Origin of the sequence: Streptomyces sp. NPDC014006 (assembly GCF_043088925.1) — a bacterium.
Taxonomy (GTDB): domain Bacteria; phylum Actinomycetota; class Actinomycetes; order Streptomycetales; family Streptomycetaceae; genus Streptomyces.
The window spans coordinates 315,256-335,760 of sequence record NZ_JBICAJ010000007.1 but is presented as its reverse complement, the minus strand read 5'-3'; the positions used below and the strand labels follow the sequence as shown (position 1 = coordinate 335,760).

Annotated in this window: 19 protein-coding genes; 11 read left to right on the top strand and 8 right to left on the bottom strand. The window is 72.4% G+C overall.

The features are described 5' to 3' along the window. The first annotated feature begins 9 nt into the window (after positions 1-9). From ACF1GV_RS24905 to ACF1GV_RS24895, 3 genes are read left to right on the top strand one after another with little or no spacing between them, the layout of a single operon-like run. A complete protein-coding gene (locus ACF1GV_RS24905) occupies positions 10-1,578 on the top strand; it encodes a 4-coumarate--CoA ligase family protein (protein ID WP_391684745.1) in 1,569 nt (522 codons plus the stop codon). Further along, positions 1,575-2,312 (top strand): enoyl-CoA hydratase family protein, encoded by a 738-nt coding sequence (locus ACF1GV_RS24900; RefSeq protein WP_391684742.1) that lies wholly within the window; start codon positions 1,575-1,577, stop codon positions 2,310-2,312. Before ACF1GV_RS24905 ends, ACF1GV_RS24900 begins: the two co-directional genes overlap by 4 nt. A 4-nt stretch (positions 2,313-2,316) precedes the next feature. Beyond that, a complete protein-coding gene (locus ACF1GV_RS24895; RefSeq protein ID WP_391684739.1) occupies positions 2,317-2,946 on the top strand; it encodes a TetR/AcrR family transcriptional regulator in 630 nt (209 codons plus the stop codon). 2 nt (positions 2,947-2,948) lie between these two features. Here ACF1GV_RS24895 and pdxH read toward each other — a convergent pair whose 3' ends face one another. Further along, positions 2,949-3,578 carry a pyridoxamine 5'-phosphate oxidase gene (gene pdxH / locus ACF1GV_RS24890; RefSeq protein WP_391685098.1) on the bottom strand — a complete coding sequence of 210 codons (630 nt, stop codon included), beginning with the start codon at positions 3,576-3,578 and terminating at the stop codon, positions 2,949-2,951. Positions 3,579-3,815: 237 nt separating this feature from the next. On the opposite strand from pdxH, the gene ACF1GV_RS24885 reads away from it, so the two are divergent. Further along, positions 3,816-4,925, top strand: coding sequence for a citrate synthase 2 (locus tag ACF1GV_RS24885; RefSeq protein ID WP_391684737.1), 1,110 nt, complete (start codon positions 3,816-3,818; stop codon positions 4,923-4,925). A gap of 24 nt (positions 4,926-4,949) precedes the next feature. Here ACF1GV_RS24885 and ACF1GV_RS24880 read toward each other — a convergent pair whose 3' ends face one another. Further along, a complete protein-coding gene (locus ACF1GV_RS24880) occupies positions 4,950-5,957 on the bottom strand; it encodes an isopenicillin N synthase family dioxygenase (protein ID WP_391684735.1) in 1,008 nt (335 codons plus the stop codon). Positions 5,958-6,728: 771 nt separating this feature from the next. On the opposite strand from ACF1GV_RS24880, the gene ACF1GV_RS24875 reads away from it, so the two are divergent. Further along, positions 6,729-7,481, top strand: coding sequence for an SIS domain-containing protein (locus tag ACF1GV_RS24875; RefSeq protein ID WP_391684732.1), 753 nt, complete (start codon positions 6,729-6,731; stop codon positions 7,479-7,481). A gap of 9 nt (positions 7,482-7,490) precedes the next feature. On the opposite strand, the gene ACF1GV_RS24870 is transcribed toward ACF1GV_RS24875, so the two are convergent. Together ACF1GV_RS24870 and ACF1GV_RS24865 are read right to left on the bottom strand one after the other, a co-directional pair. Then, positions 7,491-8,894 carry a PAS domain-containing protein gene (locus ACF1GV_RS24870; protein WP_391684729.1) on the bottom strand — a complete coding sequence of 468 codons (1,404 nt, stop codon included), beginning with the start codon at positions 8,892-8,894 and terminating at the stop codon, positions 7,491-7,493. 182 nt (positions 8,895-9,076) lie between these two features. Next, entirely contained in the window at positions 9,077-9,553 is a 477-nt protein-coding gene (locus ACF1GV_RS24865; protein WP_391684726.1) for a GNAT family N-acetyltransferase, read from the bottom strand. A 160-nt stretch (positions 9,554-9,713) separates the two neighbouring features. On the opposite strand from ACF1GV_RS24865, the gene ACF1GV_RS24860 reads away from it, so the two are divergent. Both ACF1GV_RS24860 and ACF1GV_RS24855 read left to right on the top strand, forming a co-directional pair. Then, positions 9,714-10,406 (top strand): metal-dependent transcriptional regulator, encoded by a 693-nt coding sequence (locus ACF1GV_RS24860; protein ID WP_363263509.1) that lies wholly within the window; start codon positions 9,714-9,716, stop codon positions 10,404-10,406. A gap of 537 nt (positions 10,407-10,943) precedes the next feature. Further along, positions 10,944-11,825 carry an alpha/beta fold hydrolase gene (locus ACF1GV_RS24855; RefSeq protein WP_391685096.1) on the top strand — a complete coding sequence of 294 codons (882 nt, stop codon included), beginning with the start codon at positions 10,944-10,946 and terminating at the stop codon, positions 11,823-11,825. A 98-nt stretch (positions 11,826-11,923) separates the two neighbouring features. On the opposite strand, the gene ACF1GV_RS24850 is transcribed toward ACF1GV_RS24855, so the two are convergent. Beyond that, a complete protein-coding gene (locus ACF1GV_RS24850; RefSeq protein WP_391684724.1) occupies positions 11,924-12,502 on the bottom strand; it encodes a TetR/AcrR family transcriptional regulator in 579 nt (192 codons plus the stop codon). Positions 12,503-12,594: 92 nt separating this feature from the next. Between ACF1GV_RS24850 and ACF1GV_RS24845 the strand changes: the two genes are divergently transcribed. Further along, positions 12,595-13,041, top strand: a complete 447-nt coding sequence (locus ACF1GV_RS24845; protein ID WP_391684720.1) for an anthrone oxygenase family protein — start codon at positions 12,595-12,597, stop codon at positions 13,039-13,041. A gap of 62 nt (positions 13,042-13,103) precedes the next feature. Then, on the top strand, positions 13,104-13,529 hold the full coding sequence (locus tag ACF1GV_RS24840) for a DUF4267 domain-containing protein (RefSeq protein ID WP_391684717.1): 426 nt from the start codon (positions 13,104-13,106) through the stop codon (positions 13,527-13,529). A 105-nt stretch (positions 13,530-13,634) separates the two neighbouring features. Here the strand turns inward: ACF1GV_RS24840 and ACF1GV_RS24835 are convergent, their stop codons facing one another. From ACF1GV_RS24835 to ACF1GV_RS24825, 3 genes are all read right to left on the bottom strand, one after another. Next, positions 13,635-15,224, bottom strand: coding sequence for a transporter (locus tag ACF1GV_RS24835; RefSeq protein WP_391684715.1), 1,590 nt, complete (start codon positions 15,222-15,224; stop codon positions 13,635-13,637). Further along, complete coding sequence (locus ACF1GV_RS24830; protein WP_391684712.1) at positions 15,221-15,994, bottom strand: ABC transporter ATP-binding protein; 774 nt, start codon at positions 15,992-15,994, stop codon at positions 15,221-15,223. Before ACF1GV_RS24830 ends, ACF1GV_RS24835 begins: the two co-directional genes overlap by 4 nt. Before the next feature lie 157 nt (positions 15,995-16,151). After that, complete coding sequence (locus tag ACF1GV_RS24825; protein ID WP_391684709.1) at positions 16,152-16,805, bottom strand: bifunctional DNA primase/polymerase; 654 nt, start codon at positions 16,803-16,805, stop codon at positions 16,152-16,154. A 328-nt stretch (positions 16,806-17,133) separates the two neighbouring features. Here ACF1GV_RS24825 and ACF1GV_RS24820 point away from each other — a divergent pair, with 328 nt between their 5' ends. Further along, positions 17,134-18,519 (top strand): transcriptional regulator, encoded by a 1,386-nt coding sequence (locus ACF1GV_RS24820; RefSeq protein ID WP_391684706.1) that lies wholly within the window; start codon positions 17,134-17,136, stop codon positions 18,517-18,519. Between the two features lie 167 nt (positions 18,520-18,686). Beyond that, the gene (locus ACF1GV_RS24815) at positions 18,687-20,477 is read left to right on the top strand and encodes a hypothetical protein (protein ID WP_391684704.1); all 1,791 of its coding nucleotides are present in this window, start codon (positions 18,687-18,689) and stop codon (positions 20,475-20,477) included. Positions 20,478-20,505 lie beyond the last annotated feature (28 nt).

The following is a 20,505-nucleotide window of genomic DNA, read 5'->3' as shown; positions in this document are numbered from 1 at the left end:
GGAGGAACCGTGTTCCGCAGCGAGTACGCAGACGTCCAGCCCGTAGACCTTCCCATCCACGAGGCCGTGCTCGGCCGGGCCGCCGAGTTCGCGGACACCCCCGCACTCGTCGACGGCACCGACGGCACCACCCTCACCTACGAGCAGGTGGACCGCTTCCACCGGCGCATCGCCGCCGCGCTCGCCGAGGCAGGTGTGCGCAAGGGCGACGTACTCGCCCTGCACAGCCCCAACACGGTGTTCTTCCCCATCGCCTTCTACGCCGCCACCCGCGCCGGTGCCTCCGTCACCACGGCGCACCCGCTCGCCACGGCGGAGGAGTTCGCCAAACAGCTCGCCGACTGCGCCGCCCGCTGGATCATCACCGTCTCCCCCCTGCTCGGCATCGCCCAACGGGCCGCCGAACTCGCCGGCGGAATCGCGGAGATCTTCGTGTGCGACCAGGTGTCCGGCCACCGCTCCCTGATCGACATGCTGGCCTGTGCCGCACCCGAGCCGTCCGTCGCGATCGACCCGGCGGCGGACGTGGCCGCGCTGCCGTACTCCTCGGGCACCACCGGCATCCCCAAGGGCGTGATGCTCACCCACCGGCAGATCGCCACCAACCTCGCCCAGTTGGAGCCCGCGATCACCACGGGCCCCGGCGAACGCATCCTCGCGGTACTGCCGTTCTTCCACATCTACGGGCTCACCGCGCTGATGAACGCGCCCCTGCGCAAGGGCGCCACCGTCGTCGTCCTGCCCCGCTTCGAACTGGAGACGTTCCTCGCCGCCCTGCAGAACCACCGCATCACCGGCCTGTATGTGGCCCCGCCCATCGTGCTCGCCCTCGCCAAGCACCCCCTGGTCGCCCACTACGACCTGTCGTCGCTGAAGTACCTCGTCAGCGCCGCAGCCCCCCTCGACGCGGCCCTCGCCGCCGCCTGCTCCCAGCGCCTCGGACTGCCACCCGTCGGCCAGGCCTACGGCATGACCGAGCTGTCCCCCGGCACCCACGTCGTCCCCCTGGACGCCATGGGGGACGCCCCCGCCGGCACCGTCGGCAAGCTCATCGCCGGCACCGAGATGCGGATCGTCTCCCTCGACGACCCCGGCAAGGACCTCTCCACCGGCCAGTCGGGTGAGATCCTCATCCGCGGCCCCCAGGTGATGAAGGGCTACCTCGGCCGCCCCGACGCCACCGCCGCCATGATCGACGCCGACGGCTGGCTGCACACCGGCGACGTCGGCCACGTCGACGAGGACGGCTGGCTGTTCGTCGTCGACCGGGTCAAGGAACTCATCAAGTACAAAGGCTTCCAGGTCGCCCCCGCCGAACTCGAAGCCCTGCTGCTCACCCACCCCGGCATCGCCGACGCCGCCGTCACCGGCGACCACGACGCCGACGGCAACGAGATCCCGCACGCGCACGTGGTCCGCCGGCCCACCGCGCCGGACCTGACCGACGGCGAGATCATGATGTACGTCGCCGAACGCGTCGCCCCCTACAAACGCATCCGCAAGGTCACCTTCATCGACACCGTGCCCCGCGCCGCCTCCGGCAAGATCCTGCGGCGCCGGCTCAGGGAGCGCCCATGACCGCCACCGTAGGCCGCACCCGCACCCGGGGCGTCGAGACCCTCAGCCTCGACTCCCCGGACACCCGCAACGCCCTGTCCGCGACCCTCGTCACCGCCCTCGCCGACGCCCTCACCGACTGCGCCAAGGACCCCGACGTCCGCGCGGTCGTCCTCACCCACACCGGCACCACCTTCTGCGCCGGCGCCGACCTGCGCGACCCGCCCCACCCCGACGCCCTCGTCGGCCTGCTGCGGCAGATCCTCGAACTGCGCAAACCCGTCATCGCCCGCGTCACCGGCCACGTCCGCGCCGGCGGCCTCGGACTCCTCGCCGCCTGCGACATCGCCGCCGCCACCACCACCGCCACGTTCGCCTTCACCGAGGTCCGCATCGGCGTCGCCCCCGCGGTGATCTCCCTGTGCGTGATCCCCCGCACCGACCCGCGCACCCTCACCCGCTACTACCTCACCGGCGAACGCTTCGACGCCCCCGAAGCCGTACGCGTCGGCCTGCTCACCACCAGCGCCGACGACGTCGACGACGCCCTCGCCCCCATCCTCGACGGCCTGCGCCGCTCCTCACCCCAGGGCCTGGCCGAGACGAAACAGCTGCTCACCACTAGGGTGCTGGAAACATTCGACCGGGACGCGGCCGACCTGACCGCACTCTCGGCCCGGCTGTTCTCCTCCGCCCAGGCCCAGGAGGGGATGACAGCCTTCCTCCAGAGACGGGACGCAGCATGGGTGGTGTGACCACATGAGCACGACGGCGGAGAACGACCGCGTGCCCAAGGACCGCGACCGCGCGCCCAAACAGGACCGCAGCCGGGCCACCCGGCAGCGGCTCCTTGAAGCCGCCGTGGCCTGCCTCGCCGAACAGGGCTGGGCGGGCTCCACGGTCTCCGTCGTCGCCGAACGCGCCGGCGTCTCCCGCGGCGCCGCCCAGCATCACTTCCCCACCCGCGAGGACCTGTTCACCGCCGCCGTCGAATACGTCGCCGAAGAACGCTCCCTCGCGCTGCGCGCCCTGTTCCCGCAGGGCGCGGCGGCGGACGACCGCCGGGCCGCGGTCCAAGCCCTCGTCGACCTCTACACCGGCCCCCTCTTCCGCGCCGCCCTCCAGCTGTGGGTGGCCGCCTCCAACGAGGACCAGCTGCGCGCCCGCGTCACCGAACTCGAGGCCCGCGTCGGTCGCGAGACCCACCGCATAGCGGTGGAACTGCTCGGCGCCGACGAATCCCGCCCCGGCGTCCGGGAGACCGTCCAGGGCCTCCTCGACATGGCCCGCGGCCTCGGCCTCGCCAACCTCCTCACCGACGACACACCCCGCCGGGAACGCGTGGTCGGCCAGTGGGCCGTCCTGCTGGACGCTGCGCTGGGGGGCTGAGGTCACGGACTGAGCCGCTCCACCCGCCAGCTCCCGTCCGCCTCCGCGACGTACCGCAGGCGGTCGTGGAGGCGGTTCTCCCGCCCCTGCCAGAACTCCACACCCTGCGGCGCCACCCGGAAACCACCCCAGTGCGGCGGCACAGGCACCTGCTCGCCCTCCGGATAGCGCGCCTGAAGCTCCGCGTACGACGCGTCCAGCTCCGCCCGCGAGACGATCACCGTGGACTGCGCACTCGCCCACGCCCCGAGCTGCGAGCCGTGCGGCCGGCTGCGGAAGTACGCGGCCGTCTCGTCCCGCCCGGTGCGCCGCGCCACACCCTGCACGATCACCTGCCGGGCCATCGGATGCCACGGGAAGAGCAACGAGACGTACGGGTTCTCGGCCAGCTCACGCGCCTTGCGCGAGTCGTAGTTCGTGTAGAAGACGAACCCCTCCTCGTCGAACCCCTTCAGCAGCACTGTGCGGGAGCTGGGCCGCCCCTCGGCGTCCGCCGTGGACACGACCATCGCGTTCGGCTCGAAGAGGTGCGCCACCTCCGCGGCCTGCCGGAACCAGCGTGCGAACTGCTCCACCGGGCTGGCGGCCAGATCGCACTCGGCCAGGCCCTCCGCGCGGTACTGCTTGCGCATGGCGGAGGGATCGGGGGAGGGACCGAGGAAGGCGGCGTCGTGGTCGTTCACGCGAGCATCTTGCCGTATCGACCGCCCGGCCGTACGGCGAAAAAACCAGTCAATGGCACTCAGTGCCGCGAGACCTCCCCAAAGGTGGCACTCGGAGATATGGTGGCGGCAACCCGGTTGGGTGACCGTCGACCCCACGGGGCATCACCAGGGTGACCATCGAACACCACCACGAGGAGCCGCCTGATGTCCGACTTCGTACCCGGTCTCGAAGGAGTCGTCGCATTCGAGACGGAGATCGCCGAACCGGACAAGGAAGGCGGCGCACTCCGCTACCGCGGCGTCGACATCGAGGAACTCGTCGGCCACATCTCCTTCGGCAACGTCTGGGGACTGCTGGTCGACGGCGCCTTCAACCCGGGCCTGCCGCCCGCCGAGCCGTTCCCCATCCCCGTCCACTCCGGCGACATCCGCGTGGACGTCCAGTCCGCCCTCGCCATGCTCGCCCCCGTCTGGGGCCTCAAACCCCTCCTGGACATCGACGCCGACCAGGCCCGCGACGACCTCGCCCGCGCCGCGGTCATGGCCCTGTCCTACGTCGCCCAGTCCGCCCGCGGCCAGGGCCTGCCCATGGTCCCCCAGCGCGAGATCGACAAGGCCCAGTCCGTCGTCGAGCGCTTCATGATCCGCTGGCGCGGCGAGCCCGACCCCAAGCACGTCAAGGCCGTCGACGCCTACTGGACCTCCGCCGCCGAGCACGGCATGAACGCCTCCACCTTCACCGCCCGCGTCATCGCCTCCACCGGTGCCGACGTGGCCGCCGCCCTCTCCGGAGCCGTCGGAGCCATGTCCGGCCCCCTGCACGGCGGCGCCCCCTCCCGCGTGCTCGGCATGATCGAGGAGATCGAACGCACCGGCGACGCCGTCGGCTACGTCAAGCGCGCCCTCGACCGCGGCGAACGCCTCATGGGCTTCGGCCACCGCGTCTACCGCGCCGAGGACCCCCGAGCCCGCGTCCTGCGCCGCACCGCCCGCGAACTGGGCGCACCCCGCTTCGAAATCGCCGAAGCCCTGGAGAAGGCCGCCCTGGAGGAGCTCCACAACCGCCGCCCGGACCGCATCCTGGCGACCAACGTCGAGTTCTGGGCCGCCATCATGCTGGACTTCGCCGAAGTCCCGGCGCACATGTTCACCTCCATGTTCACCTGTGCCCGCACCGCCGGCTGGTCCGCGCACATCCTCGAACAGAAGCGCACCGGCCGCCTGGTACGCCCCTCCGCCCGCTACGTCGGCCCCGGCCCGCGCAGCCCCCAGCAGATCGAGGGCTACGAGGACATCGCCGGCGTCACGCACTGACCCGTTCCACGGGGCCGGACGGCATCACGCGGGGCTCAGCAACCCCGCGTGATGCCGCTCGGCCACCAGCGGATGCGCCCGCAGCTTGCCCTTCAGCTCGTTGAAGCCGTACTCCGCGAACAGCGGATTGCCCGGATCGTCCGACACCCCCGGCGCCACAGCGGCATGCGGGAACGGCAGCGGCTCCACGCGCGCGTCCAGCCGCGGGTTGTAGAAGAACGGCACCGAGAACCGCTCGGTCGCCCCCGGCGGGGACACCACCCGGTGATGGGTGGCGAGCAGGTACCCGTTCGTCGCCACCTCCAGCAGCTCACCCAGGTTCACCACGAACGCCCCCTCGACCGGCGGCACGTCATGGAAGAACCCGTCCTCCCGCTGCACCTGCAACCCGCCCACCCGGTCCTGCAGCAACAGCGTCAAAAAGCCGTAGTCCTTGTGCGCGCCCACCCCCTGACCGGCGCCGTCCCCGGCACTGCCCGGATACCGCACCAGCTTCAGATGCGGATGCGCGCCTTCCCCGAAGATCGGGTCGTAGAACCCGCCCGGAGCCCCGATCGCCAGGAGCAGCTCACGCAACAGCCGCTCCGCCACCCCACTCAGGCGCTCGATCCACGCCAGCGCCGCCTCGCGCAGCTCCGGCAGCCCCGCCGGCCACTGATTGGGCCCCTGCAGCCACCAGTACGGCGGCTCGCCCGGCCCCGGCACCCGCGCCGGCCGCTCCGCCCCGATGTCCAGCTGATCCCGCCAGTCCTGCCGTCCACCGGTCAGCTCGTCACCGGTGCGCGTATAGCCGCGGAAGTGCGGCGAGTCGACGTTGCCGACGGCCAGCCGCTCGGCCTCCGGCAGCGCGAAGAACCGCCGCATGGCACCGACCAGCCGATCGGTCTCCGCCTGCGTCACCCCGTGCCCCACCAGCTGGAAGAACCCCACATCATGGGCGGCACTGTGCAGCTGCGCGTGCAGCAGCGCGCGCGCCTGGGGCCCGCGATCGGCGGCGGAGAGATCGATGATCGGCAGTTGCTGATACGTCATGGGACACGTCCGTGGGTGTACGGAGCCCGCGCGACCGCTGAGGGTGGGCGAAGACGCACGGGTGCCTGGGCGAAGAGGAAGACTCAGAAAGCGAGAGAAGCGAGAGAAACGCGGCTGGACGGCTCAGACGGAGCGTCGACAGCCCATGCTCGTGACGCGGACGTAGTCCACGTGGCGGCGCCGAACGAGCGAAAGCATGCGCACAGAGTACTGCGCCACGAAAAAACCCACGGCAAAGCGGCCGTAAAACGCAGACGACCCGCGAGTCTGGTTCCTCCGAAGGAGGAGCCGGCCGGACGTACCGGCGACTCGCGGGTCGGGTGACTGCTTGGGATTGGGCCGGCTGCACGCATCACTCACGCACTGGTCCGGCACCGCACTGGATGTGGTGACGGACCGCTAGCCCGCAGCCACCTCACGCGTCCGGGATTCATACATGTACCGGATCACCTCCTTTCAGCGTTCACACCACCCTAAGAAGCCTCGTCCGGCACATCAACCGTTTTTTCGACAGACGCGTTGGGCTGCTCCGGCCGGGAGCTGTAGCCGTATCCGTGGGCTGTGCTGCCCCGGGCGCGGACCGAGATCCTGCCGGTCCAGGTGCCGGCCCACTTGCCGGTCGGCACGACGGCGCGCACGAGGTCTCCGGTGATGTGGCCGAAGTGCCGCAGTCGATCGAGCTGCTGGGCAATCCCGCCGTATTGACACCGCACTGGTCCAGACCGCACCGTGATCCGCGATACGGACCGCGACTGCGAAGGAGCCCCGCGGATGAGCGACAAACTGGCCGGTCAGTTCTTCGATGCCGCGATCGGGCTCTTGCAGCGCGTCCGTGACGAGGAGGCGGAGGGGATCCGGGCGGCCGGCGTGCTGCTGGCGGACACGGTGGCCGCCGGGGGGAATCTCTTCGCGTTCGGTGCGGGGCACTCCTCGCTGGCCGCGCAGGACGTCGTCTACCGGGCCGGCGGGCTGGCGTTGATGAATCTGCTGGCGGTGCCCGGGGTGGTCGGTGTCGACGTGATGCCGGCGACGCTGGGGTCGGCGCTGGAGCGGGTGGACGGTCTGGCGAGCGCGGTGCTGGACAGCTCGCCGGTCCGGGCGGGCGACGCGCTGGTGATCATCTCGCTGTCCGGGCGCAACGCGCTGCCCGTGGAGATGGCGATGCACGCCCGCGCGCTCGGCGTGAAGGTCATCGGCGTCACGTCGGTGGCGTATGCGACACAGACCGGGTCGCGGCACGTGTCGGGGACGTATCTGAAGGACCACTGCGACATCGTGCTGGATTCGAAGATCGCGGTCGGGGACGCGGAGTTGTCCGTGGAGACGATCCCGGCGCCGTTCGCGCCGGCCTCCACGGTCGTGACGTCGGCGCTGCTGCAGGCCGTGATGGCGACCGCGGCCGGTGCGCTCGCCGACCGCGGTATCGAGCCGCCGCTGCTGCGCTCGGGCAACGTCGACGGTGGGCACGAGTGGAACGGGCGGATCCTGGCCGAGTACCGGGACCGTATTTTCTACCGGCACTGACCCGTGCCCTCAGCTCTCCTTCGTGACCTCCGCGAGGTCGAGGGCCATCGCGATGTGCGCGGCCACGTCTTCGGCGTAGGCGATGTCGAAGCGTTCGAAGGCGCTGCGGCCGCCGCCGCGCAGGAAGGTCACCACGCCGAGCGTGCGGCCCCGGCTGCGCAGGACCGTGCACAGGGCGTGCACGGTGTCCGCCGGCCACTGCCGTTCCTGCGCCCATGCGGCCGCCTTCTCGGCTGCCGCGGCCCCGGCGGCGGCCCGTACGGAGCCGGCGCGCTCCACACTCTGCAGGGCCGGGTGGCCCTCGCCGTAGCGCACGGGCAGGCCGGCCAGTGTGTCGAGCCGGCTGGGGCCGGGCGCGCCGGAGGGGGTGGCGGCGAAGCGGATGAGCCGGACCGGCGTGGCGGTCTCGGCGTCGGCGTCGGCGACGGCGCCGGGGGCGAGGCGGTCGATGAGGGCGTGGTCGGCGAACCCGGCGAGGGCGAAGTCGAGGTGGACGGTGGCGGCTTCGGCGGGGTCCTCGCACTCGGCGGCGGCGCGGGCGGCGCGGTGCAGCTGGTTGGTGCGGAAGCGCAGCAGTGACGCCTCTTGTTCGGTCTGTTTGGCCTCGGTGACGTCCTGGAAGAGCCAGCCGACGCCGAGCGGTACCGGTTCTTCCGCCAGTGGGCTGGCGAGCCGGACGAAGCCGCTGCGCCAGCAGCGCCGCCGGGCGCCGTCGGGGGTGCGCACGCTGACCCAGATCTCGGCGGGGGCGGGTGGGGCGCCCTCGGCCAGGACGTGTGTCAGCGCGCTCTCCAGTTCTTCCACGCCCTGGGAGAGCAGGTCGCCGAGGGGCCGGCCGAGCACGGAGGTGCGGCCGGTGCCGAGGGCCCGCGCGGCGTGCGCGTTGACGACGGCGGGCCGTAGATCGGCGTCGACGAGGACGACGCCCCAGGAGGCGTCCTCGAAGAGGGCCTCGCTGAGGGCGATGGACCGCTCCAGGTCGATCTGTGCGTGCACCTCGCTGAAGGCGCAGTACACGCCGGCGGGTTTGCCGTCGGGGCCGCGTACGGCCGCGGACTGGGTGCGGACGAGGACGCGTCCGCCGTCCTTGGTGAGCAGGGCGAACTCGTGCACCTGCCGTCCCGGCGCGTGCATCGCCGACAGCAGACGCGTCTCGACCTCTTCCGCGTCGGCGCTGCGCACCGCCCAGCCGGCGAATCCCTGCCGGCCGACGGCCTCGGCCGCGCTCCAGCCGAGGATGCGCTCGGCCTCGCGGTTCCAGTGTGTGACGACGCCGTGCGCGTCGAAGGCGCACAGGGCGGCGTCCATGCCGTCGAGCAGCGCGGCGAGCAGATCCGCGCCGTCACGCTCGGGCGGCTCGGGCTCGTCGGGCCCCAGCTCGTCGGTGGCCCCACTACGCCGGGAAGCACTCACCTGGACCCCCTGCTGCAGGCTGCGTCCGCACGTACTGAGCGACGGTTCGCTCACGTGCAATCATTCAACTTGAACGTGACGCAGCACACACCGGGTTCCCACAAGATTGAAAGAATCGTTGTACGGCGGAAAACCGACGGCGAACGGATGTGGAGCGGGGTCCCGCGGCCGTCGGCCGGAGCCTACGCGCGCGTGGTGAGCCGCAGGTCGATCCACTGGTCGCTCTCGCCGTCCAGGACGTAACGGTCGGTCTCGACGAAACCGCGGGCCTCGGCGAACCGCAGCCCTTCGGCGTTGGCGGCGAGCACGCACGTCTCCACGATCCGGGCGCCGTGCAGGCGCGCGTGGGTGAGCCCGTCCTCGTACAGTGCGCTGCCGATGCCCTGCCCGCGGTAGGGGGGCAGGACGCGCGCGATGACGGTCGCCACGCCGTCCCGCGGCGGCCGTACGGTCGAGCAGCCGACGAGCACGTCGCCGAGGTAGGCGTTCGTGAGCCGGTAGCGTGTCAGCCGGTCGCGGGCCTCGTCGGGGGTCATCACGGCGGGCGGCACGATCAGGTTGTGCACATGGCGCCACTCCGCCAGCATGTCCTCACCGATCACCGGCTCGATCCGCGGTGCCGACTCGATCGGTGTTGTGCGCCCTGTGCCGCTGGTCATGGCGGCACGCTAGAGGACGGGCATGGACACGTCCATCGGATACCGGCTCTCCAGGCGGCGCGGCACGGTTGTCAGTGGTATCCGGCAGAATTGACAGCAGGGCCAGCGCACGCGCCGAAAGTGCCGTCGAGCCTTCGGCAGATCTCATCGAGGGGCACGTATGTCCGGACTGATCGACACCACGGAGATGTATCTCCGCACCATCCTCGAGCTGGAGGAGGAAGGTGTGGTCCCCATGCGCGCCCGGATCGCCGAGCGGCTCGACCAGAGCGGGCCGACGGTCAGCCAGACGGTGGCCCGGATGGAGCGGGACGGCCTGGTGTCCGTGGCTAGTGACCGGCATCTGGAGCTCACCGACGAGGGCCGCCGGCTGGCCACGCGCGTGATGCGCAAGCACCGCCTCGCCGAGTGTCTGCTCGTCGACGTGATCGGCTTGGAGTGGGAGCAGGTCCACGCCGAGGCATGCCGCTGGGAGCACGTGATGAGCGAGGCCGTGGAGCGCCGGGTGCTGGAGCTGCTGCGGCACCCGACCGAGTCGCCGTACGGCAACCCGATCCCGGGCCTCGAGGAGCTGGGCGAGAAGGACGGCGCCCTCCCGTTCCTGGACGAGGGCATGGTGTCGCTGGCCGACCTGGATCCGGGGACGGAGGGCAAGACGGTCGTCGTGCGCCGTATCGGCGAGCCGATCCAGACGGACGCGCAGCTGATGTACACCCTGCGCCGGGCGGGTGTGCAGCCCGGTTCGGTGGTGAGCGTGACGGAGTCGGCGGGCGGGGTGCTGGTGGGCAGCGGCGGCGAGGCGGCCGAGCTGGCGGCCGACGTGGCCTCGCACGTCTTCGTCGCCAAGCGCTGAGCTTCACGGCCCCCTGAGCACCGAGTGCGGAGCGCCGGGCGGCTGAGTACGGGTGCCGGCGCTGAGCACGAGTGCCGGGCGCCGAGCACCGAGTGCAGCGCACCGAACGCGGAGTGCTGTGCTGAGATTCGCCAATCGCAGCGCGGCGCCGCCGTCGCGTGCGAGGCTGTCGCGGGGAGGTCCGCAGCCGAGGGGGCGGGAAGATGCGCCGCAGACATGTGGAGGGCCCCGGCGCCCATAGGCGCCGGGGCCTGTCCTCCCCTGTTCTGACCCGGAGCCCCGAGCTCCCAGGGTCATTCCCCTCGGACCGTTTTCCCCGAGCGGTCCGCCTCCCGTTGAAGATCTCCCCTCGCCAGCGCCGATCATTCCTTGAGGGGGGTCACTCGAAGGAGGGGTGTTGCCCGCGGAGAAGGCTATTTTCGAATACTCATTCGATAGTCTGCGAATGAAGGAGACCGGCCGGGGCTGACGGGGGCTCAGCGACACGGCCGGCGACAGTGGCAGCGACAGCGCGGAGCGTGGGGGGTGCCAGAACCAATGGTGCGGCGTATCGACGTGACCGGCGCGGGCGGCGTACGCCTCGCGGCCTGGGAGTTCGGCGATCCTCCCAAGGGCGACCCGCCCAAGGAGGAGCCGAGCGGGCCGGAGGCCGGACCCGGCGTGCTGTTACTGCATGGCCTGATGGGCCGCGCGGCGCACTGGGCGTCCACCGCCCGTTGGCTCTCCGGGCGGCACCGCGCCGTCGCCCTCGACCAGCGCGGCCACGGCCGGAGCGAGAAGCCGCCGCGGGCCGCCTTCACCCGCGAGGCCTACGTCGAGGACGCCGAGGCGGCCCTGGAACAACTGGGCCTCGGTCCCGCCGTCGTCATCGGCCACGCCATGGGCGCGCTGACCGGCTGGCAGCTCGCCGCCAAGCGCCCCGACCTGGTGAGCGGCCTCGTCATCTGTGACATGCGGGCCTCCGCGCTGGGCGCGGCCTCGCAGCGCGAGTGGGCCGACTGGTTCCGCGCCTGGCCGCTCCCCTTCGCCACGCTCGCCGACGTCCGCAAGTGGTTCGGCGAGGACGACCCCTGGGTCGAGCGCCCCAACCCGGCGCGCGGCGCCTTCTACGCCGAGGTCATGCAGGAGACCCCCGACGGCTGGCGTCCTGTCTTCGATCCGGAGCAGATGCTCAAGTCCCGTGAGACCTGGGTGTACGACGCGCACTGGGAGGAGCTCACGCAGGTGCGGTGCCCCACGCTCGTGGTACGGGGGCTGGACGGCGAGCTGGGGCGGGCCGAGGCGCAGGAGATGGTGCGGGTCCTGCCGCGCGGCGAGTACGCCGAGGTGGCCGACGCCGGCCACCTCGTCCACTACGACCAGCCGGAGGCCTGGCGGTCGGCCATCGAGCCGTTCCTCGACGCCGTCCTGACCGGGTGAACGTCAGCCCCGCGGGACATCGCACCGGCGACCGCGTTGTGGAACGGCTCGGCGGTCCCGGCGAGGGACCCCGGTCGCGTGCCCGCCAGGACGGTGTGTCAGACCACGGCGAGCCGGTCCACCAGCAGCTCCACCCTCTGCGCGGCGTCCTCCGGTAGCAGCCGTCTCGCCCGGGTCAGGGTCGCAAGGCCGTGCAGGGCCGCCCAGAACACCTCCGTGAACAGCCCCGGGTGGACGCCGTCCCCGGCGACCTCGTCCAGGCTCTCCAGCAGCGCGGCGAAGGCGTCCTTCAGCGGCTCCGGGGTGTCCTCCTGTGCGTACGCCAGGCCGCCGTCGAGCTGGAACAGGGCGTCGTAGACCGCCGGGTTGTGCGCGGCGAAGTCGAGGTAGGCGCGGGCGAGCGCGGTGACCCGCTCGCGTGGGCCGTCCGCAGCGGAGGTCGCGGCACGCACCGCCGCGGCCAGCTCGGCAGCGCCCTCCAGGGCGACGGCGCCGATGATCTCCCGCTTGCCGCGGAAGTGGCTGTAGAGGACGGGCTGGCTGTACTCGATGCGCTCGGCGAGCTGGCGGGTGGTGACCGCGTCCCAGCCCTGCTGCTCGGCGAGTTCGCGGGCTGTCGCCACGATGAGGCGCTCGCGCTCCGCCCGTTCGCGCTGCTTGCGTTCCTGTACCGACATGACTCGAATCCTAGCACCGCTAGACAACCAAGCAGCAGTAGCGCTAGCGTTGCTCACATCAGCTAGCAACGCTAGATTCCGGGAGGGGCACCATGCTCAGCGCACTGGAAGTCATCACCACCGTGGTCGTCGGCGTGATGGTGGGGGTGGAGTTCTCCGTCGCCTTCGTCATGAACCCGATCCTCAACGCACTCCCCGAGGACAGTGGCCAACTCGGCCATGCCCACGGGGGCCGGATGCTCGGCGCCGTGATGCCGTTCTGGTACATCGGCTCGCTCATCCTCGTCGCGGTCTGGGCCGTCGCAGGACGGCACCACCAGGGCACCGGCCTCGTCGTCACCGCCGGCGCGCTGCTGATCCTCAGCGTGATCATGTCGCTCCTGCTGCTCGTCCCGATCAACAACCGGAACAAGACGTGGACCCCCGACAACCGGCCCGCCGACTGGAAAGAGCAGGTGAACCGCTGGGTCCGCTATCACTACGTCCGCGTCGCCGTCATCGTCGCCGCCTTCACCCTGCTCGTCGCCGCCCTCGTCTGAGCCCGCACGCCGACACTCCACGAAGCCCACCCAGCCGGCGAAGACTCGCAAGGAGAAGAACAATGGTGCTGAAGAAGATCAACACTGTCCTGGCCGCCGCGTTCGTCCTCTTCATCCTCTGGTTCGGGACGGAGTACATCCTGAGCCCGGAGACGACGGCGCCGGGCTACGGCCTGCCGAGCCGGCCGTCCGGCGACGGCGGCGGTTTCCTGATCATCAAGGGAATCCGCGACGTCGTCCTGGCCCTGGTCCTGGGCATCCTGCTGGTGACGGGGCACCGCCGGGCGCTGGGCTGGGTGCTGCTGGTGGAGGCCCTCGCCGCGTACGGCGACATGGCCAACGTGCTGGCCCACCACGGCTCCGTGGCCACCGCGCTCGGCGTCCACGCCCTGACCGCGACGCTGATGGTGGTCAACGGGCTGCTGATCATGCGCGAGACCAGCAAGGCCGCGGCTGCTTCGGCAACGCCCGCCCCGCAGCCCGCCTGACCTCACCTCGGCGCGTGTCGGTGCGCCTGCCGGGAAAGGCCAGGCGCACGGCCCGGCGATCGCGAAGCACCCTTCGGTTCGCAGCACTTCACCCCGGCCCCTGACTCACCCCTTGCTCACCGCCCACAGGATCTCCGGCAGTCGCGCCGCCGTCCGCGGGGCCGCCAGCCGCAGTCCCAGCCAGGTGATCAGCGTGCCGTACACCGCGCCCACCGGCAGCAGCAGCCAGCCGTCGTCGCCGGCCTCACCGGTGACGTTCAGCCAGATCGTCACCGCGATGACGGGCGCGCACAGCAGGGCCGCCGCGACCATGCCGCCGAAGATCGCGATCCAGGCCAGGCCGGCCTGCCCCGCGACCACGTTCTTGTGGCCCTCCTGCGGGATGGAGTAGGGGAAACGGGCCGAGGTCCACGCGCCCGTGGCCAGCATCGCGCCGAGCAGCGCCAGCGACAGCCCCAGCACCTCGGGCAGCCGGCCCCAGTCGCCGAGCAGCGCCGTCGTCACGACGGTCACCAGCGTCGCGTACGGCAGGGTCACCACCAGCAGCGCCAGGGCCCGCCCGCGCAGCTCGACGTAGGCGTCGCGCGGGGAGGAGATGGCCATGGCGACCATCCAGAAGGCGGAGGTGTCCTGCCCGAACTGGTTGTACATCTGGATGCCGAGCATGCCCGCCGCGAAACACGCGAAGTAGATCGAGCCGGTGCCCTGCACCGCGTTGAACACCGGCACGATCAGCCCGATCGCCAGCGAGGTCACCCAGGCTGCCTTGGTCTTGGGGTCGCGCCAGATGTAACGCAGGCTGCGCTCCATGACCGTCCCGGTGCGCCCGGCAGGCAGCAGCCGCGCAAGCCCCCGCGACGCGCCCCGCTCCCGCCCGGCGGGCTCTGCGGCCTGCAGGGTGGACGCGTCGGGCGCGGTCATCACCTTGGTCAGGGTGCGCGCCCAGACGGCGATCAGCCCCGCCAGCCCACCCAGGCTCACCAGCAGCTGTCCGGCCGCGACGCCGTACGCGCCCCTGCTGACGGAGTCCACCGCGCCGAGCGCCGACGCCCCCGGCAGCCAGCGCACCACGGCCGCCGCCGGGTCCAGCTGTCCCAGCCCGGCCGCGCCCAGCCGCTGCGCGCCGAAGTTGACCACCTGCGCGCCGACGGCGATCACCAGACCGCTCAGCACCGCCAGATCGCGGCCCTTGCGGCTGCTCAGCAACCGGACATTGGCGGCCGCGACCGCCCGCGCCAGCGCCACGCACACCAGCAGCGCGAGCGGTACGGCGACGACGGCGACGGCGTACGCGGCCGCCCCGTGCGCCACCGCGATCACCGACCCGACGAGCAGCAGCAACGTGAACAGCGGCCCGATGCCCACCAGTGACGCCGCGAGCAGCGCCCGCACCAGCGGCCGCGGGCGCAGCGGCAGCATCACCAGCCGGGTCGGGTCCAGTGTCTCGTCCCCGCTGGGAAAGAACAGCGGCATCACCGCCCAGCCCAGCGCCAGCACCGCGACCAGCAGCACCACCAGCGAGACGGCGTGCGCGTGCCCGCGCAACATGATCAGCCCGAGCAGCTGCAGCGCGGCGAACAGCAGGGTGACGACGGCGGAGACGATGTACGCGGCCCGCCGCCCCCCGGACTGGCGCAGCCCGTTGCGCAGCAGCGACAGCTTCAGCCGTACGACGGTGGCGGTCACGTTCGTCATCGTCCGCCGCCGCCCAGCCAGTCGAGGTCCATCCCGGTGTCCCGGCCGCTCGCGCCGACCAGCTCGAGGAACGCCTTCTGCAGGGTGGGCGCCGCGCCGCGCACCTCGGCGAGCGGGCCCTGCGCCCGGATCCGGCCGGCCGCCATCACGGCCACCCAGTCGCACAGCGACTCCACCAGTTCCATGACGTGGGAGGAGAAGACGACGGTCGCGCCGGAGGCGGTGTAGCGCTCCAGGACGCCCCGGATGGTCTGCGCGGACACCGGGTCGACACCCTCGAACGGCTCGTCCAGGAACAGCACTTCGGGGTTGTGCAGCAGCGCCGCGGCGAGCCCGATCTTCTTGCGCATGCCGGTCGAGTAGTCGACGACCAGTTTGTGCCGGCTGCCCGCCAGGTCCAGTACGTCGAGCAGCTGACCGGCCCGCTTGTCGACCTCGGCGCCGGGCAGCCCGCGCAGCCTGCCCGTGTACGCCAGCAACTCCTGCCCCGACAGCCGCTCGAAGAGCCTGAGCCCCTCCGGCAGCACCCCGATCCGCGCCTTCACCTGCACGGGGTCGCGCCACACGTCGTGCCCGACGACCTCGACGGTGCCCTGGTCCGGCCGCAGCAGCCCGGTGACCATGGACAGTGTGGTGGTCTTCCCCGCCCCGTTCGGCCCGACGAGCCCGATGAACCGCCCCGCGGGCAGCTCCAGATCGATCCCACCCACAGCGACCTGCTGACCGAACCGTTTCCACAGCCCTTGCACCCGTACGGCACTAGCACTCACCGCGTCTCCCTCCGTCGCACGGAAGCCTACGGCGGAGGAATGCCGACAAGGGGCGCGGGACTGTGCCTGATATGCGGCTGCGCCGCGTGGCCGCGACAGGCCTCCACGCATCCGCACCCGCGAGACAGCGGGACCCGGCAGCTCAGTGGGCGCGCACCTACCGATCCCGCCCGCAGGCGTATGCCAGCGGCGACACCAGCTCCTCCACATCCGACAACCACCGATTAGCCGGAGTCGGGCGGCGAGCCCACTGCACGGCCCCCCGCGTCCCGAACCGTGTCGGGGGCGCGGCCACATACGTCCCCTCGCCGAGCGCGACCAGGTCCAGCGAAGACACCGACCAGCCCAGCTTGCGCACCAGGTCCGGCAGCTTCGCCACCGCGCCCGGCAGCACGAAGAAGTGCATCCGCCGGTCCGGGGTCAGCGTCACCGGTCCGAGCGTCAGCTCCATCCGCTCCATCCGGGCCAGCGCCAGGAACCCGGCCGTCTCCGGCACGGACAGCGCGTCGAACGTCCGTCCCGTCGGCAGCAGAATGGACGCCGCCGGCTGCTTCTGCCACATCCGGCGCGCGACCGTCGGGCTGCCCGTAGCCTGCGTCGCCCAGTCCTCGCGCGCCGGGTGCGCGCCGGGTGCGGCGCACGCCGGGTCGCCGCAGGAGCAGACCTGCACCCCGTCGGCGGCCTCCAGCCAGGTGCCGGGGAACACGTCCCAGTGGCGCTCCTCGGCATAGCGAACTGCTGCTTCCAGCAGGGATTCCCCGCGCTGCTTCGGGATCTGCGCGGTTTCGGTGCCCGGGGTCGTCTCTTCCACGTGGAACTCAACTCCCGCACCTACCTCCGGTTACGGGATGTGTCGCGCGCGGGGGAGGAGCATCGATTCGGCGTCCGGGGCGCACGGATGCACAGGCGGGGGCGCGCGGAGGGTTCGAGGTGGTGAGCGGGTAACCACGTGGGGGCGGCATCCGCCGTTACCCCGGCAATCCGCCCATGCCTCGCATTTTCGGTATGTCCGCTGGGCATTGATCTTCACGGCCCGATCTTCACGCCGCCCGGCGGCTCGCTCGACGAGTGGAGAAGGCCTTGGAAGACACGACAACTCGGTGCACGGGCAGGCACCGCAGCCACAGGGGGTAGTGCCAATGGCCGCAAGGCCTCTCGTCGCGCGGCAGCCGAACGAACGGCTGCAGGCGCTCATCCAGGAAGCGGGTTGCTCGAACGCCGGGCTCGCCCGCCGGGTCAACATGTGCGGCGCCGAGCACGGACTCGATCTGCGGTACGACAAAACGTCGGTGGCGCGCTGGCTGCGCGGGCAGCAGCCGCGGGGGCGGGCGCCGGCGATCATCGCGGAGGCGCTGGGCCGCAAACTGGGCCGTACGGTCACGATCGACGAGATCGGCATGGCCAACGGCAAGAACCTCGCGTCGGGGGTCGGCCTCCAGTTCTCGCCGACGGTACTGGGAGCCATCGAGCAGGTCTGCGAGCTGTGGCGCAGCGACGTGGGGCGGCGCGACTTCCTGTCGGGGTCGTCCGTCGCCGCCTCGGCGCTGGTCGAGCCGAGCCGCGACTGGCTGATCTCGGCGCCCGACGCGCAGGTGGCACGGCAGGCGGGCCCGCGCGTGGGACTGTCCGACGTGGACGCGGTGCGCGCGATGACACAGGCGCTGGTGGAGCTGGACCACCAGTACGGCAGCGGGCATGTGCGGCCGGTGGTCGTGCACTACCTCAACAGCGTCGTCTCCGGGCTGCTGGCGGGGTCGTACCGGGAGGCGGTCGGCCGTGAACTCTTCGCCGCCGTGGCCCGCTTGACGGAACTCGCCGGGTACATGGCCGTCGACACCGGCCAGCCCGGGCTCGCCCAGCGGTACTACATCCAGGCGCTGCGCCTCACGCAGGCGGCGGGCGATCGCGGGTACGGCGGATACGTGCTGGCCGCGTCCATGAGCCACCTGGCCGCGCAGCTCGGAAACCCGCGGGAGATCGCGCAGTTGGCGCGGGCGGCGCAGGAGGGGGCGCGCGGTCGCGTCACCCCGCGCGCGGAGGCGATGTTCTTCGCGGCGGAGGCGCGCGGGCACGCCCTGCTGGGTGATGTGCGCGCCGCGCACGCGGCGAGCGGTCGCGCGGTGAGCGCCATGGAGTCCGCCGACCCGGCCTCCGGCGACGATCCCGCGTGGATCGCGCACTTCGACGAGGCCTATCTCGCGGACGAGTTGGCGCACTGCCACCGCGATCTGGGCCAGCCGGAGGCGGCCGCGCGGTACGCGGAGCAGTCGCTGGCCGGGCACCCCGCCGGCAGAGCGCGGCGCAGGGCCATCGGATACGTCCTGCTGGCCACGGCACAGGTGCAGCAGCGGGAGATCGAACAGGCCTGTGCGACCGGGGTGAAGGCCGTCGAGCTGCTGGAGTCGCTGCGCTCCAACCGGGGCGCGGAGTATCTGGAGGACTTCCAGCAACGGCTGGAGCCGTACCGGGAGGAGTCGGTGGTACGGGAGTTCGGCGCCCGGCTGGAACTGCAGACGGCGGCGTGAACGGGGCGCGCACGCGCGTGGGGACCTTGTACAGCGTGCGGGAGCGCGGGTTTGTTACAGGAATCACAGGGAAGGAGGCGCCTCCCTCAGCTGCGTGGCATGGGCATCCGGGGACCCGGTAGCGTGAGCCGACGATTGACCAAGGTCCCCCATTCGTAGGAGTCCCGGTGACGCAGAGTGGACAGGGCGAGGAGCCCTCGGCGCAGCCCGCGCGCGAAGGCATCGTGCTGCCCTCGGACGGCGGCGAGCCCGTGCTGCCGGGCATGAGCGGCCCCGCACAGGGCCCTTACGCCGGGAATCCCGCCGGGGGACCGCACGCCGGAAACCCTTACGGCGGCGGTCCGTACGCCGGTGGGCCGCAGGGCGCGGGTCAGCAGCCGGGGCCGTATCAGGGTGCCCCGCAGCCCGGTGCCGCCCCCGACGCGCAGTACGGCGGCCAGGGCGCGGCGCCGGCGGGCGGGCAGGCCTGGGGCGGCCCGTGGGGTCCCGAGCAGCAGTCCGGTCCCGCCCCGGCGCCGGACCAGGGGTGGTCCGGCGCTCAGCAGTGGCCCCCGGCCGGCCAGAGCGGCGCGGGCCCGCTGCCCGCCGAGGGCACCCCAGCGCCGTACACCCCGGCACCCGCCGCGCACGACGCCTACGGCACCCCGCAGCCGCACTCCGGCGGCTACGGCGCCGGGATGCCCGCAGGGCAGCAGACGACCCCCGGGCAGCCGCCCTCGGCCGGCGGGGCGGTCTCCGCCTCCGGTCAGGGCGCGCCGCTGCCTCCCGCCGGGGCTCCCGCTCCGGGCTACGGCGGCCCCCGCCCGCCCGCCGACGACAGCGCGACCCAGTACCTGCCGCCGGTGGCCGCGGGTGCCGGCGACGCGGCGACGCAGTACATACCGCCCGTCCCCGCCCAGTCCGGTGACGACGCGGCGACCCGCTACATACCCCCCGCCGGCCCCGGCGCGCTGCCGCCCGAGGCGCCGGCGGAGGCCACCCAGTTCCTCGGCCGCGCCCCGCAGCACCCGGGCACGCAGCCCGGTTCCGGTCCGCTGCCGTCCGCCGCCGACCCCGACGCGCAGGCCACCCAGTACATCCCGCCGGTCGCGGCGCAGCCCGGCGCGCAGCCGGGATACGGCGAGCGGCAGCCGCCGGCCGAGTTCGCGGGGCTGTTCCGCGACGAGCCGGCCGGCGCCCCCGCGGCGGCCACCCAGCAGCTGCCCCAGATCGGCAACGGCCGGCCCGGCGCGCCCCGGCCCGGGTACGTGCCACCGGCCGGCGGCCGGCGCGGCGCGCGGGACGACGACGGCGGATCGGGCCGGAGCGGCGGGGGCCGTACCGGTTCGCGGGTGCCGCTGTTCGCCGCGATCGGCGTCGGCATCGCGGTCGTCGGTATCGGCGCGGGCGCGCTGCTCGGCGCCGGCGGTGGCTCCGACGACGCCAAGGACGACGCCCCGGCGAACGTCTCCGCGACGGCCCCCAGCACCACCGCCTCCTCCGCCGCGCCGGCCGCCGACCCGGCGAAGGAGCAGGCGGTGGCCCTGGACAAGCTGCTGGCCGACAGCGGCAGCAGCCGCGCCGCGGTGATCGCGGCGGTCGCCGACGTCAAGAGCTGCCGCAACCTGGGCGCGGCCGCGAAGAACCTGCGCGACGCCGCCCAGCAGCGCACCGGTCTGGTGACCCGACTGGCGGCGGTGCCGGTGGACAAGCTGCCGAACAACGCCGCGCTGACCGGCGCCCTCAAGAGCGCCTGGCAGGCCTCGGCGTCCGCCGACACCCACTACGCGGCGTGGGCCGACCAGGTCGCCGGCAACAAGAAGCTGTGCCGTAAGGGCAAGGCCGCCGGCACCCCGCAGACGCAGGCGGGCAACCGGGCGAGCGGCACCGCCAGCGTGCAGAAGCAGAAGGCCGCCCAGCTGTGGAACGCGATCGCGCAGCAGTACGGGCTGACCCAGCGGCAGGCCGGCCAGCTGTGAGCCGCCGGCTGTGACCTGCCGGCTGTGA

Coding starts and splice junctions, on each gene's coding strand:
- ACF1GV_RS24900 (WP_391684742.1), top strand. CDS start 1,575: ATGACCGCCACCGTAGGCCGCACCCGCACCCGGGGCGTCGAGACCCTC.
- ACF1GV_RS24895 (WP_391684739.1), top strand. CDS start 2,317: ATGAGCACGACGGCGGAGAACGACCGCGTGCCCAAGGACCGCGACCGC.
- pdxH (WP_391685098.1), bottom strand. CDS start 3,578: ATGCGCAAGCAGTACCGCGCGGAGGGCCTGGCCGAGTGCGATCTGGCC.
- ACF1GV_RS24885 (WP_391684737.1), top strand. CDS start 3,816: ATGTCCGACTTCGTACCCGGTCTCGAAGGAGTCGTCGCATTCGAGACG.
- ACF1GV_RS24880 (WP_391684735.1), bottom strand. CDS start 5,957: ATGACGTATCAGCAACTGCCGATCATCGATCTCTCCGCCGCCGATCGC.
- ACF1GV_RS24875 (WP_391684732.1), top strand. CDS start 6,729: ATGAGCGACAAACTGGCCGGTCAGTTCTTCGATGCCGCGATCGGGCTC.
- ACF1GV_RS24865 (WP_391684726.1), bottom strand. CDS start 9,553: ATGACCAGCGGCACAGGGCGCACAACACCGATCGAGTCGGCACCGCGG.
- ACF1GV_RS24860 (WP_363263509.1), top strand. CDS start 9,714: ATGTCCGGACTGATCGACACCACGGAGATGTATCTCCGCACCATCCTC.
- ACF1GV_RS24855 (WP_391685096.1), top strand. CDS start 10,944: ATGGTGCGGCGTATCGACGTGACCGGCGCGGGCGGCGTACGCCTCGCG.
- ACF1GV_RS24850 (WP_391684724.1), bottom strand. CDS start 12,502: ATGTCGGTACAGGAACGCAAGCAGCGCGAACGGGCGGAGCGCGAGCGC.
- ACF1GV_RS24845 (WP_391684720.1), top strand. CDS start 12,595: ATGCTCAGCGCACTGGAAGTCATCACCACCGTGGTCGTCGGCGTGATG.
- ACF1GV_RS24840 (WP_391684717.1), top strand. CDS start 13,104: ATGGTGCTGAAGAAGATCAACACTGTCCTGGCCGCCGCGTTCGTCCTC.
- ACF1GV_RS24835 (WP_391684715.1), bottom strand. CDS start 15,224: ATGACGAACGTGACCGCCACCGTCGTACGGCTGAAGCTGTCGCTGCTG.
- ACF1GV_RS24820 (WP_391684706.1), top strand. CDS start 17,134: ATGGCCGCAAGGCCTCTCGTCGCGCGGCAGCCGAACGAACGGCTGCAG.